The following is a 15,050-nucleotide window of genomic DNA, read 5'->3' on the forward strand; positions in this document are numbered from 1 at the left end:
TCAAATGACCCAGTTAGGCCATAACGTCTCGCTCGCCGAGCGAGCCTGGCGCATCCGCCGCAATGCCTTGCGCATGGGCGAGGTGCAGGGCCAGGGCTATATCGCGCAGGCGCTCGGCATCGCCGACGTGCTGGCGGTGTCCTATTTCCACGCGCTGAACTACCGGCCCGACGATCCCGAATGGGAGGAGCGCGACCGCTTCCTGCTCTCCATCGGCCATTATGCGATTGCGCTCTATTCGGCGCTGATCGAGGCCGGGATCATCCCCGACGATGAGCTGGAGACCTATGGCGGTGACGACAGCCGCCTGCCCATGTCCGGCATGGCCGCTTACACGCCCGGCATGGAGATCACCGGCGGCTCGCTCGGCCATGGTCTGGGCATCGCGGTGGGCATGGCGCTGGGGCTGAAGCGCAAGCGCTCCAAGGCCTTCGTCTACAATCTGTTTTCTGACGGCGAGCTCGACGAGGGCTCGACCTGGGAGGCCGCCATGTCGGCCGGCTCCTTCGGTCTCGACAACCTCATCGGCATCGTCGACGTCAACAACATGCAGGCAGACGGCCCCTCCACCCAGCAGCTGAACTTCGAGCCGCTGGTGCCGAAATTCGAGGCCTTCGGCTGGCATGTCCAGCGCCTCGACGGCAACGATATTCCAGGTCTCGTGAAGGCCTTCGACGCCGCGCGGAACGCGCCTGTATCAAAGCCGCGCATCATCATCTGCGACACCAAGATGGCCAAGGGCGTGCCCTTCCTCGAGGAGCGCGAGCGCAACCATTTCCTGCGCGTCGAGCCGGACGAATGGGCGAAGGCCCTCGACATTCTGGAAGCCGGGAGGCCCGCATGACCCGGCGCTCGAAATATGACCGGCCGGCCCATCTCGCCGAGCGTGCGGAAGGCGGCGTCCGGCTGAAGACCTCGGCAATGATCGCTTCCATTGCCGGAGAAGGACAAAGGACCGCGCCGGCGCCCTTCGGCCATGCGCTGGTCGAGGCCGCGCGCACCCGCCCCGACATCATCGGGCTGTCGGCGGACCTGTCGAAATATACCGACCTGCACATCTTCGCGAAGGCCTATCCCGACCGCTTCTACCAGATGGGCATGGCCGAGCAGATCCTGATGAGTGCTGCCGCCGGTCTCGCCCGCGAGGGCTTCACGCCCTTTGCCACCACCTATGCGGTGTTTGCCTCGCGCCGCGCCTATGACTTCATCTTCATGGCGATCGCCGAGGAGGGGCTGAACGTCAAGATCGTCTGCGCGCTGCCCGGCCTCACCACCGGTTATGGGCCGAGCCATCAGGCGACGGAGGATATCGCGATCTTCCGCGGCATGCCGGGCCTGACCATCGTCGACCCCTGTGACGCCCATGAGATCGCCCAGGCGACCACCGCCATCGCCGACCACAAGGGCCCCGTCTATATGCGGCTCCTGCGCGGCAATGTGCCGATGGTGCTGGACGAGTACGGCTACACGTTCGAACTCGGCAAGGCCAAGATGATCCGCGGCGGCAACGACGTGCTGATCATCTCGTCCGGGCTCATGACCATGCGCGCGCTGGAGACGGCCAAGGCGCTGGAGTCCGACCGCATCGATGTCGCGGTGCTGCATGTGCCGACCATCAAGCCACTGGACGAGGCGACGATCCTGAAGGAAGCGGCAAAGACAGGCCGAAAGGTCGTCGTGGCGGAAAACCATTCGGTGGTCGGCGGCCTCGGCGAGGCGGTGGCCGGCGTGCTGATGCGGGCGGGCGTCATGCCCTCAGGCTTCGCGCAGATCGCCCTGCCGGATGCCTTCCTCGATGCCGGCGCCCTGCCGACGCTGCACGATCGCTACGGCATTTCGACCGAGGCGATGTGCACGCGGCTGAAGGCGATGGTGGGGTAAGGAGCCCGCGCGACCCTCTCCTCGGACCCATGCGAGGCCCGCTCCCGAAGCCGGGCGCGTCCTTCACCTCGCCCCAACGGGGAGAGGTCGATCCGAGCCATAGGCGAGGATCGGGAGAGGGGGATGGTGCTTACCGGAGACAGCTCGCCCCCTCACCCGCCGCCCTTTCAGGGCGCCGACCTCTCCCCGTCGGGAAGAGGTGAAGGGCGGGCCCGGCCATTCGCACGGTCTCAGCGGGAAAACCCGAGAGCCATGGGCGTGCTGCTTGAGCTGGCATCTCTTCACCCTCCCCCTCCAGGGGTGGGTGAAGAAGGGTCGCCCTCCGGACGATTTCGAACATCACGATAAGCCGGCAAAAGAAAAGCCGCCGGCTTGCGCCAGCGGCTCGATTGTCAGGCGCTCCGTCTCAGTCCGTCACGCACATTTCGCCGTGAACCCGCCATCCACCGGCAGGCAGACGCCGTTGATGTAGCTGGCTTCGTCGCTTGCCAGGAACACGGCGGCATTGGCGATGTCCCAGCCGGTGCCCATGCGGCCCATCGGGGTCGCCTCGTGGCGGGCCTTCACCATCTCGTCGGGCGAGCCATAGACGCCGCTGATCTGCTGGTAGATGAGCGGCGTGTCCATCAGGCCCGGCAGGATCGCGTTGCAGCGCAATCCGTCGCGCGCATATTGCAGCGCCACGCCGACGGTGAACTGGTTCACCGCGCCCTTGGCGGCGTAATAGCTGGTGTAGGGATAGCCGACATAGCGGATGCCCGCCGACGACGAGATGTTGGTGATGACGCCGGTCTTGCGCTCCATCATGGACGGGATCACCACCTTGCAGGCGATGAACATGCCGGTGACGTTGAGGTCGAGCTCGCGGTGCCATTCCTCGACGGTGAGGTCCGGCGGGCCGCCCATCTTCGCATGCCCCACATTGTTGTGCAGGATGTCGACCGGCCCGAAGGCCTTCAGCGTGCGGGCAACGACATCCTCCACCTCGGTGAGCTTGGTGACGTCGCAGACCAGGGCCTCGGCCTTGCCGCCTTCGCCAGCGATGATCTGAGCCGTCTCGTCCGCCGCCGTCCGGTTGATGTCAACGCAGACGACCTTCGCGCCGGCCCGCGCATAGGCCACCGCGCTCGCCTTGCCATTGCCCCAGCCGGGGCCAACCGAACCCGCGCCGAACACCAGCGCCACGCGATCCTTCAGTCTTGTCATGGTCATGCAGTCCTTATCCCGCGTAGCCGACGAGCACTCGCGGCAGCCAGAGAACGGTTGAGGGGAAGACCGAGATGATGATCAGCACCACGACACCTGCCGCCAGGAAGGGGCCGAGTTCGCGGCTCTCCTCCTCGAGCTTCACCTCGGCGAAGTTGGCGCAGATGTAAAGCAGGATGCCCACCGGTGGCGTGATCAGCCCGAGGCAGAGGTTGAACACCATGACCAGCCCGAAATGAACAAGGTCGATGCCGACCGCCTGCACCACCGGCACAAGCACCGGGATGAGGATGAACATCGCTGGCAACGGCTCCATGAAGATGCCGATGATCAAAAGGAACACGTTGATCATCATGAGGATGATCACCGGATCCGATGAGACCGAGGCGATCCAGGCCGCCGATGCCCGCGGCAGGCCTGACACCGCCAGCAGCCAGCCGAAGCCCGAGGACAGCGCGATGATGAACATCACCAGCGCCGTGTCGAGGGCCGTCTGCACGAGGATCGGCCAGATCGATTTGAGCGTCAGCTCGCGATAGACGAAGAAGCCGACAAGCGCCGCATAGACCACCGCGATGGTGGCGCTCTCGGTCACCGTCACAACGCCGCCGGTGACGCCGATCAGGATGATCACCGGCATCATCAGCGCCCACATGGCAGGCCCGATCAGCTTCGGGATCTCGCGCAGCGGCACGGCCTCGGAGACGGGATAGTTGCGCTTCACCGCGATGATATAGGCCGCGATCATCAGCGAGAGGCCGAGCAGCACGCCAGGCACGATCCCGCCGAGGAACAAGGCGATGATCGACACGCCCTTGGCGGCCGACAGGCCGTAGATGACCAGCGGGATCGAGGGTGGAATGATCGGTCCGTTGACGCAGGCCGACGCCATGAGCGCCGCCGCGAAGCCGCCGCCATAGCCCTGCTTCTTCATGGCCGGGATCAGCACCTTGCCGAGCGCCGAGGCATCGGCCGCGGCCGAGCCGGACAGGCCCGAGAAGATCATGGCCGCCGTCACCGAGGTCAGTGCCAGTCCGCCGCGGAACCGGCCGACCATCGCATTGGCCAGCTTGATGATCTGGTCGGTGATGCCGCCGCCATTCATCAGATTGCCGGCCAGGATGAAGAAGGGGATGGCCAGCAGCGCATAGGAATCGGCGCCCACCAGCGTGCGCTGGGCGAGCAGCGACATGGGCAGGCCGCCATGGGCCCAGATCGCTCCCATGGTCGACAGGCCGAGCGCGAAGCCGATGGGAAAGGACAGGGCGAGCAGGACGAAAAAGCCGCCGATCAGGACCGTGCCCATCAGAAGTCTCCCACAGAGCCTTCGGGCCGTCGCTTTGACGGATCGACGATCTTTTCAATGAAGTAGAGCATCATCATCGCGCAGGAGACCGGCGCGGAGAAATAGAACCAGGCCGGGCTGATATCGAGCGCGCCATAGGTGTTGGGCAGCACGTCGATCGACAGTTTCATGCTGTAGATGAACAGGATGGCGATGAAGAGCAGATTGCCGACCTCGATGATCCAGAACATCACCTCCTTGGCGCGGCCCTTCAGCATGTCCATGAACATGTCGACGCCGATATGCAGCTTCTGCCTGTAGAGGACGGCTGCACCGACGAAGGTGATCCAGATGAACAGCATGTTCGAGACCTGCTCGATCCAGGCGATCGGCGAATTGATCACATAGCGCCACCAGACGGCGGCAATGGTGATCAGCACGATGGCGGCGACGCAGGTGCCGAGGAACAGCTTGGCGATCTCGGTGACGACATTCGAGAGCTTGCTGATGATGGCCGTCATGGACTGCGATTTCCCCTTCTGCGCCACCCGTGTGCAGGGCGCGTTCGTCTCGCCCGGTGTCTGAGCCAGGTGGTATGGCCGGCAGCGGACAGCCGCCGGCCACACGCATTCGAATGGATCAGGCGATCTGGGCCATGCGGTCGGCCCAGCGCTTGCCGGCGGGGAACTCGGTGATCAGGCTCTTCACCGACTGGGTGAAGGCGGCCTTGTCGACCTCCGTGATGACGATCTTCTTGGCCTTCACCTTTTCCAGGATCTGCGCGTCGTCGGCGATCACCTTCGGCCGGATGTCGGCTTCCATGTCGCGGCCAGCCTTGTCGACGGCGGCGCGAAGCTCGGGGCTCAGCCGCTCGTAGACCGTCTGCGACATCAGGATGCAATTGTCCTGCATCATGTGCTCGGTCAGCGACATGTGGGTGTTGGCGTCGAAAATGCCGGAATTGAAGGTCAGGCCCATCGGGTTCTCCTGGCCGTCGATCACGCCGGACTTCAGCGCCTGGAACACTTCCGGGAAGGCCATCGGCGTCGGCGAGGCGCCGAACAGCTCGAACGTGCGCCGCCACAGGGCCGTCTCCGGCACGCGGATCTTCAGGCCCTTCATGTCGGCCGGCGACTTCACCACGCGGTTGCACGACAGCATGCGCGGCATCCGCGGGATGGCAGCGACCGGACGCAGCTTGGCGACCTTGCCGATATCCTCCTGATACTCGGCGCGCATCGTGTCCCAGACGCGGTCCTTGTGGGCGACATCCTTGAACAGATAGGGGTGGGTCCAGACCTCGGCCGGGCGGTAGACGCCGGCCAGCACGCCCTGTCCGGGCGAGCCGATCTGGATCGCGCCCTGCTGGATCGCCTCGATATGCTCGCGCTCGCCGCCGAGCGACCCGCCATGATGGTTGGTCACCACGATCTGGCCGCGGGTCAGTTCGCCGAGCCGCTTGCCGAAGAAGTCGAGCGACAGGCCGATGAAGTCCTGCTGGGACGCCGTGTTGGCGCCGATCCACTGCAGGGTCTGGGCGCGCAGCGTCACCGGCGCTGCGAGCAGGGCGGTGCCGGCGCCAAGACCGCCGAGCACGGCGCGGCGGGACAGGGATGTCTTGCCGGAATGGGTCATGGTGTTCCTCCTAGTTGGCCGCTGACCCGTTGGCCGGGTCTAGCGTGTGGTTTCCTCAGGGATAGATCGCGCCGGCTTGGCCGGTCTGCTTGTTGTGCGGCTGCCGCCCCGCCTCCGTCAGGGAGGCAAGGGGCGGCGCGCTGGTGGTCACGTCCAGGACCTGGATGTCAGGCCTGTTTGGCATTCGGCCTGGCAAAGGCCGCTTCCATCTCGCGGCGGACCTTCACCGCCTGGCTGTTCGGATCGTACTCGACGTCGCTCCACTTCAGCCGCTCGCCGACCTTGATCGGGTTCTTCAGCTTGACGTTATGTGCAAGGCCGAGCGGGAGATAGCCCTGGGCGAGCGAGGCATCGGCCGGGGTCTGCTTGCCCCAGACACAGAAGCCGCCTTCGCCGTCCAGCATCTCGCCCGGCTTGAGGTCGCGCTTGGCGGTGGCGATCACGTCCGAGTTGAAGCAGATCGGCGCACCCGTCGCCTCCTTGCGCAGCGCGGCGGAGGCCACCGAATAGCCGAGCTCCAGACCGATCATGTGGATCGGCCGGTAGAGGCAGGAATATTTGCCGCTCTTGTCGGGCAGCATGGAATATTCCCGGAAGCACTCTTCCGAATAGGCGCTGTCGCTCTCGAACACGACATAGGTGCCCATGACGAGTGAATGCGGCACGTCGGTGCCGTCGCGATAGACCGAGGAGGTGACCTCCGTCACGCCCTTGCGCTCCAGCACGCCGCCATCCGCCTTCGGCTTGCAGATCTCGGCATGTTCGAAGCGGGTCGCCGGCGGGAAGGACAGGCCCTCCGACTGGGATTCCAGACCCGTCGCATTGCACACCGCGGTCATCTCGATGCCCGACTTGGTGCCGTCGACGAAGGAGTTGAACATCTTCGGATTGATCGAGTTGCGATCCTTGATCTTCATGTACTTGTCGAGGATGTCCCACACCGTGTCGGGCGTCGACTGGTGGTAGGTCGGGTGGTAGCGCGTGCCCTTGCCGGCAGCGACCACCTTGAAGCCGGACGCGCGGGCCCAGTCGACGTGGTCGGCGATGAGCGCCGGCTGGTCGCCCCAGGCGAGCGAATAGACGACACCGGCCGCCTTCGCCTTGCGGGCGAGGATCGGGCCCGCCACCGCATCGGCCTCGACATTGACCATCACGATATGCTTGCCGTTGTCGATCGCCTTGATCGCGAAGCGGATGCCGGCGCCGGGATCACCGGTTGCCTCGATGATCACCTCGATCCCCGGATGGGTGACCAGCGAATCCGCATTGTCGGTGATGAAAGTCGACCCGTGCTTCAGCGCATCATCGATCGACGGCGCCGCATATTGCTCGTCGGGCCAGCAGGCGAGTTTCAGCTGCGAGCGGGCGCGGGCGGTGTTGAGGTCGGCGACGCCGACCAGATGCATGCCGGCGGTGGAGCGGGCCTGGCTCGCGAACATCGTGCCGAACTTGCCGGCGCCGATCAGCGCCACCGTGACGGGGCGGCCTGCCGCCTGTCGTTCAAGAAGCATGCGGTGAAGGTTCATGCGACGGACGTCCTCTGCCAGATTCCGGGACGGCTACCGCCATGAGCGGGGCCGAAGATGGACGGCGTGAAGTGGTCGCGGGTCAGGAATGCGGTCGACCGGCCCAAGGGCCCCGGCCGTTCGCCAGGCAGCGCGGCGTCGTCGCCGTTCTGCAATATCCTCCCCCGCGGCCCGTTCTTGCGCGTGGCCGTCGTCCAGTCTTGGGTAAACGCTAACAAGGATGGCAATTTCACGGAAACGAAATAAACTGGCCAAATCGATGAGCAGGATTTGCCAATGATCCGGGGTATGCCGCCGCTGAAATGCCTGCAGACCTTCACCGCGGTGATGGAGAGTGGCAGCTTCGCGCGCGCCGCCGAGAGCCTCAACGTCACGCCCTCGGCGGTCAGCCACCAGATCCGCATGCTTGAGGATATCCTCGGCAAGCCCTTGTTCGTGCGCAAGAACCGCACCGTCGAGCCGAGCGAGGACGCGGTCGCCTATGCCAATGCGCTGGGCGAGAGCTTCACCCGCATCGCGGTCGCCACCAGCCGCTTCTCGTCGGAGGGCGGGGTCCAGCGGCTGATGCTGCACTCGGCGCCGAGCCTTGCCACGCTCTGGCTGGTGCCGCGGCTTGCCTCGTTCCGCCGCCGCCATCCCGAGATCGACCTGACCCTGTTCGCCGGCCACGAACCGGCCAAGCTCGGCGACGAGGGCTTCATGATCGACATCCAGTATGCCCGCCCGGTGCCGGAGGATTGCGAGGGCATCGCGCTTGGCGAGGAGACGATCCTGCCGCTGGCGAGCCCCGACTTTGTCGAGCGGCACCGGCTGGAGCGGGTCGAGGACATCTCCAACGTGCCGCTGATCCATTCGGTGCGCTGCGTGGTGCAATGGGACCAGTGGGTGGCGCGCCATGCGCCCCATGTCATGCTCAACCGGCGCGCCATGACCTTCGACCGCGCCTTCCTCGCCCTGATGGCGGCGCGCGACGGCCTCGGCCTGATGCTGGAATCCAACCTGCAGGCTTCCGACATGCTGCGAGCGGGCGAACTGGTCCTGCCCTTCGGACCGCTCGGCATCACGGCCGTGGCGCATCGTCTGATCTATCGGCGCGAGGATCGCGCGCGGCCGCAGATCGAGGCCTTCGTTGCCTGGATCACCGACGAGATGGCGGCTGACCGTGCTCTTGCGGGCCAGTCGCAAGGCTCGCCTCGACGGCCGTTGCCATCGCTGGCCTGAGCGGGACCTACTATCCCGACATGAAAAGGCCCGGCCGGATGAACCGGTCGGGCCTCTTCATGGTCAGATCCTCAGGATATTACCAGACGGGACCGCGGCACACCCGCTGGCCCCACCGGTTGATCCAGCACCGGCGCACCGGGCCCGGACCGCCCCAACGGCGACCGCGCCAGCCGGGTCCGCCCCGCCAGCCGGGGCCACCGCGCCAGCCGGGACGACCGCGCCAATCGCGGCGCTGCATCTCGCTCGGCTCGGTCGCGGCGGCAGCGCCGCCGAAGGCGCCACGAACCGCGCCGACCGTCGACATGTCGTTGGGAGCCGCCTGCGCGGCACTCACGCCACCAAGGCCCGCCGCCACCAGACCACCCATCATCGTGGTCAGAAAGATTCTTCGTTCCATGCTGCTTCCTCCTGCTGGCCTTACAAGCTGGCCCACCTGACGATGAAACAGGCAGGTCGCGGGGAGGTTCCGCGAGCCCAGGAATTTTGGAGCCGGCTCGCGATCTCCTGCCAGGGAAGCAGCGGGCGGCCCATCGGCCGCCCGGTCGTTGAATATGCCGCCTGGTTGTCGATCAGGCCGCCGGCATCTTGATCGAGGTGTCGAGGAAGCTGTTGCTGGCGAAGGATGCGAGATCCACCGCGCCGACATTCTCGAAATAGGCCTTCACCAGCTCATAGTCCTCCTTGAGCCGGTCGGCGTTGAGCGCGCCCAGCGCGACCGATGTCGTGGTGGGATCGCGCATCAGTTCGAGGATGCGTGTCCACTGGTTGCGCTGGTTGGCTTCGTCGAGCCCCGAGACCGAGGCCATCAGCGCCTTCAGGCCCGGCCCGATATCGCCCACACAGGCTTGGAAGGCCTTCTGCGACACCCGCACGAAGGACCGAACGACCTCCGGCTTCTTGGCGAGAAAATCGCCATTGGCGATGACCGAATTGCCATAGGTGTTGATGCCGAGATCCCGCCAGGCGGCAAAGCCTAGATCGGCGCCGAACTCGCGCACCTTCAGATCGTGCTCGTTGTAGAAGTCGGACGTGATGTCGATCGCCTTGGAGCGCAGCGCCTGGATCTTCGCCTGCGGACTGACATTCACGAACTTCACGGAGGCCGGATCGATGCCGACCTTGCGGGCGAAGGCCGGCCACATCAGGCGCGAGGCGTCGCCCGGCGGATTGCCGATCGAGCGGCCGGGGAAGTCCTTCGGGCCGGTGATGCCGCTCGACTTCAGCCAGTAGAACCCTTGCGGCGAATTAGCATAGACGACCATGACGGACGAGAGGTTGGAGCCGCGCGAGCGGGCGAGCAGGGCGGTGGCCATGTCGGCAATGCCGAGCTCGGCGCCACCGGCCGCCACGCGCTGCGCCGAGGCGCCCGAGCCGCGTCCCGCCTCGATCGAAAGATCGATGCCGGCCTGCTCGTACCAACCCTGGGCCTTGGCGTAGTAATAGGGGGCGTGGTCTGCGGTCGGCGTCCAGTTGAGCACCAGGTTTACTTTTTCCGCCGCCCGTGCGAGGCGCGGAGCCATCAAGGTTGCGCCGGCAAGGCCGCCGACAAAGACGCGCCGCGTCGTTTCATGGAGCTTCGACATGCCGTTCCCCTTCGCGTGTCAGAGTGCCGCCAGGACCTGGCGGGCTGGAGGGTCGAGTGAACCACTGTTCCTTGAATTAGACAACCAGTTGGTTGATAGTGATCGGATCGCGCCGGCATTGCTCTGCCTTCGGGCGCCCGGCCAGCAGGGACGGACGATGTGAGCCTGAAGCCCAAACCACAGCCGAAAGTGGTCCGCGTGCCGGGCCAGCGTGACCCGGAAGCGAGCCAGCGGGCGCTGCTCGACGCCGCCGTCGCGGAGTTCGCGGAAAAGGGCCTGGCCGGTGCCCGCGTCGACGAGATTGCGGGACGGGCCGGCGTCAACAAGCAGCTCGTCTACCACCATTTCGGCAACAAGGACGACCTCTACCAGGCAGCCCTCGAGCGGGTCTATGCCGAGATCCGCGAGCGCGAGCGGGCCTTGAAGCTTGGTGATCTCGCCCCCGTCGCGGCGATGGAGCGGCTGGTCGGTTTCTCCTTCGACTATCTCGTCGACCATCCGGAATTCGTGGCCCTGCTGACCGATGAGAACCGCCAGGGCGCGCGCCATGTCCAACGCTCGGAACGGCTGCAGGAAATGCATTCGCCGCTGATCCAGCTGATCGGCGAGACCCTGGAAAAGGGCGGGCGCGAAGGCCTGTTCCGCACTGATCTCGACGCGGTGAATGTCTATATCTCGATCGCCGGCCTGTCCTATTTCTACATGTCGAACGGCCGCACGCTGTCGGCGATCTTCGGCCGCAAGCTGGATACGGCGAAGGCCCTGGCGGCTCGGCGCAAGCACGTCATCGATTTCGCATTGGGGGCGCTCAGGGCGTGACGCCCGATGGCTCCGGCGTCTCCCATCCGCCCGATCGCAAGGCATGACCAGTCGCGTCGTGTCTGCCTTGCAGCGCAGACATTCCCTCTCCCCGCCTGCGGGGAAAGGGCGAGAGTGAGGGGCAAGGCGCCCCAAACACCTTCGCTCAATCCAGCCCGAGCAGCGCGTAGATCCGCTTCACATAGGTGCCGAAGGCCTCGGTGGTCTTGATGTCGAGGCCACGATCCGCCGGCAGGTCGATGGTGAAATAATCGGCCATGCGGGCAGGCCCCGCGGTCAGCACGGCGCAGCGGCCGCCGAGGAACACCGCCTCCTGGATCGAATGGGTGACGAACAGGATCGTCTTGCCGCTCTCGCGCCAGATCCTGAGCATTTCGAGGTTCATCCGCTCGCGAGTCAGCGCGTCCAGCGCACCGAAGGGCTCGTCCATCAGGATCAGCTTGGGATCATGAACCAGTGCCCGAGCAATGGCCGCGCGCTGCTGCATGCCGCCGGAGAGTTCGTAGGGGTATTTGTCCTCGAAGCCGGCGAGGCCGACCATGGCGAGGAGATCGTGGGCGCGCGCCTTCGCGGCTTTCGCCGGGAGGCCAAGAATATCCGCGGGCAGCAGGACGTTTTCCAGAATGGTCCGCCATTTCAGCAGCAGCGCCTGCTGGAACACCATGCCGACATCGCGGCCGGGCTCGAAGGCGGTGCGGCCATTGCCTATCGACACCGTGCCGCCATCAGCATCGTGCAGGCCGGCGAGGATCTTCAGGACCGTGGTCTTGCCGCAGCCGGAGGGGCCGACAAGCGCGACCATATCGCCCTCGGCCACCTCCATCGTGACATCGGACACGGCGGTGAAGCGCTTCGCGCCGCTGCCATAGGTCTTGACCACATTGGTCAGCCGGATCAGCGGTTCGGCAAGGGTCGCGGTCGTCATGCGAGCCAGCGCGCGAGGTTGGCCGCGACGAAGGCGTCGTCGGCGAGGTCGGCATGGTCCACCGAGACCCGGTCGATCAGCTCGGACTGGCCAGGGGAGAGGCCCTCCTTGGGGTTGAGGCACCAGATGCCCTCGAGCAGTCCCTGCCGGCGCAGCACTTCGTGGCAGCCGGCAATGCAGCCATGGAAGGCGTTGGCGACATCGAAGAAGGCGGCGTTGCAATCGGTGACGCGGGCATCGAGCGCCAGGATCTCGGCGGGAACGGCGGGGGCGGCAGCGGCCTGTTTCAACCGGGCGAGCAGATCGACCGCGCCCTTGGTCCAGACCGACCAATGGCCGAGCAACCCGCCCTGGAAGCGCACCGTCACGGGCTTGCCGTCGCGCATCGCGACGAAGGGCGTGACGAGGTCGAGCACGATATGGTCGTCATTGCCGGTATAGAGCGTGATCCGGTCCTCGGCGCCCGCCGCGATCAGGCCGTGGACGACGTCGAGCGTGCGGTAGCGGTGGAACGGCGCGGCCTTGATCGCCACGACGTTGTCGATGGAACAGAAGCGCTTCCAGAACCCGGCCGAGAGGTCCATGCCGCCGACCGCCGGTTGCAGATAGAAGCCGACCAGCGGGATTTCCTCGGCCACGCGCTCACAATGGGCGATGATCGCGTCCTCGCTCGCGCCCTTCATGGCGGCGAGGCTCAAGAGGCCGGCATGATAGCCGAGCGACACCGCGAGCTTCGCCTCGCGCACCGCCTGCTCGGTCTTGCCGCACACGCCGGCGATCATCACGAGGGGGCGCGCAGTCCAGGCCTTGGCGTCTTCCATGGCCGCCGAGAGGACCGGCTCGTAGAGCCCGACATCGCGGATCTCGAACTGGGTCGTATGGACGCCGACCGCGAGGCCGCCGGCGCCGGAATCGACGTAATAGCGAGTGAGCGCGCGCTGGCGCCGGCGGTCGAATTGGCGGTTCGCGTCCAGCGCCAGCGGATGGGCCGGAATGACCGCGCCACCCTTCAGGATGGCCATGACCTCGGCGGGAAGCGCGCTGCGGTGAAGTCCCATGCTTGTCCCCTTGGATGTCAGCCGAGTTCCGGCCCGGCAATGGCGAAGAGTGTGTCGGGTGAGCCGAACGGCTCGGCGCGGCCATGGGCCATGCGCAGATAAGGCCGCTCTTTCGTGAAACCGTGGCGCGTGAGCAGGGCCTCGATCCCCGTCCGGCCCTCCGGCACGTCGATCAGGACCGGGCCGTCAATGATGGCGAGCGCGGCTTCAAGCAGGGCGACGGCTGACGCCTCGTCATCGGCGACAACAGGGCCGATGGAGGTGGCTGCGCGGCCGGGCCGGGCCAGCACGAAGCCGTTGGCGGCGGGCATGACGAGAGCCAGCGCGGGGGCGCGCTCGATCAGCGATGCGACGAGATCGGCGCGCGGCGCACCGAAGGCCTTGGCATCGCGGGCGATGATCCAGTCGCGATCGGATTCGCCGGCCTGCGCGATGCCGGCAGCGACGTCGCCGCTTCCGGGGCTTGTGCCCCGCCAGCGCCAGAGCGGCGCGACGGGCAGAAACCCAAGTGGCCGATAGATCCGTTCCCCCGCCGGGGTCGCGTCCAGCACCGGCACGCAGCCGAGCTCGGCGAGATCGGCTGTCGCCTGTTTCAGGATCGCCGTGCCGATGCCGCGGCCGCGCGCGGCCCTGGTCGTCAGCACCATGCTGATCCAGCCGAAGCCGGCATAGGGCAGGATCGCGCCGGTCGCGACGATTGCGTCGCCCTCACGCAGGCCATAGACCACGCCGGATCGGAAGAAGATGCGCCAGTCATCGGCCGCCTGGTTCCAGCCGGCTTCCTCCGACAGCGCGAGCGCACCGTCGAGCGCGGTCTCGTCGAGCCGGACGATGTCGAAACCGTCAGTATGCGCCATCCCGCACCTCGAAATGGGTGGGCTTGCCGAGGCCCGGCTGGTTGCGGCCGACCCAGTCGGCGACCCAGTCGATCATGCGGGCAAGCGGCACGGAGGGATAGCCGAACAGGCGGGCGGCCTCGGCGGCATTGTTGAGCCAGGCGGTGGGCGCTTCCTCGCCGGTGATGACGGGGCTCTTGCCGAGCCGCTCGCCGAATGCCTTGGCCAGCCAGCGCACCGCAATGGTCTCCGGGCCGGTGACGTTGAGCGGGCTTGCCGGAACCGTCGCGTGTGCCAACGCCCTGAGCGCCTGGGCGTTGGCATCGCCCTGCCAGATGACGTTGACATGGCCCATGGAGACATCGATCTCAAGCCCATCGCGCACCGCGCTCGCCACATCGAATAGCACGCCATAGCGCAGGTCGATCGCGTAGTTGAGGCGGAACAGCCGACCGGGCGTGCCGTGGACGCCGGAGAAATAGCTCATCATCCGCTCCCGCCCGATGCAGGAATTGGCATATTCGCCCGGCGGATTGAGAGGCATGTCCTCGGTCGCGCCCTGACCGGCGGTCGACACGAAGGGATAGACGCAGCCGGTGGAGAAGGTGACGATCCGCGAGGCCCTGAAGGCTTCCGCGACGATCGTCGGCACATGGACGTTCATCGCCCAGGTCAGCGGCTGGTCGCCGGAGGCGCCGAACTTCCGGCCGGCCATCATGATGACATTGGCCGCCTTGGGCAGCGCCTCGACGGCGGCGCGATCCAGGAGGTCGCAAGCGATGGTCTCGATGTCGTAGAGCGCGAGTTCGTCGCGGAGCGCGGGATCGCTGAAGCGGGCCACGCCGATGATGCGTTTAGCCGGCGCGGCATTGCGGGCGAGGCGCGCCAGCGTCGGGCCCATCTTGCCGCCGACGCCGAGGATCATGATGTCGCCGTCGAGGCTGGCCAGATCGTGGGCGAGCGCCTTTGTCGGTAGCGCCATGAAGGCGTCGATTTCCTCCGCCGTCTCGAAGCGCTCGGGAAGATCAGCGGGATCGAGCCAGATGGTGCCGTCGTCGAGGTCGGTCATGTC

Annotated in this window: 15 protein-coding genes; 4 read left to right on the forward strand and 11 right to left on the reverse strand. The window is 66.2% G+C overall.

What is annotated here, in order from left to right:
• Positions 1-4: 4 nt before the first annotated feature.
• Positions 5-844, forward strand: coding sequence for a transketolase (locus tag E8L99_RS07840; protein WP_137099016.1), 840 nt, complete (start codon positions 5-7; stop codon positions 842-844).
• Positions 841-1,881: a transketolase family protein gene (locus E8L99_RS07845; RefSeq protein WP_137099017.1), complete on the forward strand. Its 1,041-nt coding sequence runs from the start codon at positions 841-843 to the stop codon at positions 1,879-1,881. The genes E8L99_RS07840 and E8L99_RS07845 overlap by 4 nt, the downstream gene beginning before the upstream one ends.
• A gap of 414 nt (positions 1,882-2,295) precedes the next feature.
• Here the strand turns inward: E8L99_RS07845 and E8L99_RS07850 are convergent, their stop codons facing one another.
• The 5 genes from E8L99_RS07850 to E8L99_RS07870 all read right to left on the reverse strand — a co-directional run bounded on the left by E8L99_RS07850 (position 2,296) and on the right by E8L99_RS07870 (position 7,533).
• The gene (locus E8L99_RS07850) at positions 2,296-3,093 is read right to left on the reverse strand and encodes an SDR family NAD(P)-dependent oxidoreductase (RefSeq protein ID WP_391527479.1); all 798 of its coding nucleotides are present in this window, start codon (positions 3,091-3,093) and stop codon (positions 2,296-2,298) included.
• Between the two features lie 7 nt (positions 3,094-3,100).
• Positions 3,101-4,393: a TRAP transporter large permease gene (locus E8L99_RS07855; RefSeq protein ID WP_137099018.1), complete on the reverse strand. Its 1,293-nt coding sequence runs from the start codon at positions 4,391-4,393 to the stop codon at positions 3,101-3,103.
• The gene (locus tag E8L99_RS07860; RefSeq protein WP_137099019.1) at positions 4,393-4,893 is read right to left on the reverse strand and encodes a TRAP transporter small permease; all 501 of its coding nucleotides are present in this window, start codon (positions 4,891-4,893) and stop codon (positions 4,393-4,395) included. The genes E8L99_RS07855 and E8L99_RS07860 overlap by 1 nt, the downstream gene beginning before the upstream one ends.
• 118 nt (positions 4,894-5,011) lie before the next feature.
• Positions 5,012-6,007, reverse strand: coding sequence for a TRAP transporter substrate-binding protein (locus E8L99_RS07865; RefSeq protein ID WP_137099020.1), 996 nt, complete (start codon positions 6,005-6,007; stop codon positions 5,012-5,014).
• Between the two features lie 167 nt (positions 6,008-6,174).
• On the reverse strand, positions 6,175-7,533 hold the full coding sequence (locus tag E8L99_RS07870; RefSeq protein ID WP_137099021.1) for an NAD(P)H-dependent oxidoreductase: 1,359 nt from the start codon (positions 7,531-7,533) through the stop codon (positions 6,175-6,177).
• A gap of 276 nt (positions 7,534-7,809) precedes the next feature.
• Here E8L99_RS07870 and E8L99_RS07875 point away from each other — a divergent pair, with 276 nt between their 5' ends.
• Positions 7,810-8,754, forward strand: a complete 945-nt coding sequence (locus E8L99_RS07875; RefSeq protein ID WP_137099022.1) for a LysR substrate-binding domain-containing protein — start codon at positions 7,810-7,812, stop codon at positions 8,752-8,754.
• Between the two features lie 79 nt (positions 8,755-8,833).
• On the opposite strand, the gene E8L99_RS07880 is transcribed toward E8L99_RS07875, so the two are convergent.
• On the reverse strand, positions 8,834-9,154 hold the full coding sequence (locus E8L99_RS07880) for a hypothetical protein (protein ID WP_137099023.1): 321 nt from the start codon (positions 9,152-9,154) through the stop codon (positions 8,834-8,836).
• Positions 9,155-9,326: 172 nt separating this feature from the next.
• A complete protein-coding gene (locus tag E8L99_RS07885) occupies positions 9,327-10,340 on the reverse strand; it encodes an ABC transporter substrate-binding protein (RefSeq protein WP_137099024.1) in 1,014 nt (337 codons plus the stop codon).
• 159 nt (positions 10,341-10,499) lie between these two features.
• On the opposite strand from E8L99_RS07885, the gene E8L99_RS07890 reads away from it, so the two are divergent.
• Positions 10,500-11,159, forward strand: a complete 660-nt coding sequence (locus tag E8L99_RS07890) for a TetR/AcrR family transcriptional regulator (protein WP_252511294.1) — start codon at positions 10,500-10,502, stop codon at positions 11,157-11,159.
• A gap of 145 nt (positions 11,160-11,304) precedes the next feature.
• Here the strand turns inward: E8L99_RS07890 and E8L99_RS07895 are convergent, their stop codons facing one another.
• Genes E8L99_RS07895 through E8L99_RS07910 form a run of 4 tightly spaced genes read right to left on the reverse strand, consistent with a single transcriptional unit; the run spans position 11,305 to position 15,047 of the window.
• On the reverse strand, positions 11,305-12,084 hold the full coding sequence (locus tag E8L99_RS07895; protein WP_137099025.1) for an ABC transporter ATP-binding protein: 780 nt from the start codon (positions 12,082-12,084) through the stop codon (positions 11,305-11,307).
• The gene (locus E8L99_RS07900) at positions 12,081-13,142 is read right to left on the reverse strand and encodes a dihydrodipicolinate synthase family protein (RefSeq protein ID WP_137099026.1); all 1,062 of its coding nucleotides are present in this window, start codon (positions 13,140-13,142) and stop codon (positions 12,081-12,083) included. Before E8L99_RS07900 ends, E8L99_RS07895 begins: the two co-directional genes overlap by 4 nt.
• Positions 13,143-13,159: 17 nt before the next feature.
• Positions 13,160-13,999, reverse strand: coding sequence for a GNAT family N-acetyltransferase (locus tag E8L99_RS07905; protein ID WP_137099027.1), 840 nt, complete (start codon positions 13,997-13,999; stop codon positions 13,160-13,162).
• Positions 13,986-15,047 carry an NAD-dependent epimerase/dehydratase family protein gene (locus E8L99_RS07910; protein WP_137099028.1) on the reverse strand — a complete coding sequence of 354 codons (1,062 nt, stop codon included), beginning with the start codon at positions 15,045-15,047 and terminating at the stop codon, positions 13,986-13,988. The genes E8L99_RS07905 and E8L99_RS07910 overlap by 14 nt, the downstream gene beginning before the upstream one ends.
• Between the last annotated feature and the right edge of the window lie 3 nt (positions 15,048-15,050).

It is taken from the genome of Phreatobacter aquaticus (genome assembly GCF_005160265.1).
In the GTDB taxonomy this organism is placed as follows: domain Bacteria; phylum Pseudomonadota; class Alphaproteobacteria; order Rhizobiales; family Phreatobacteraceae; genus Phreatobacter; species Phreatobacter aquaticus.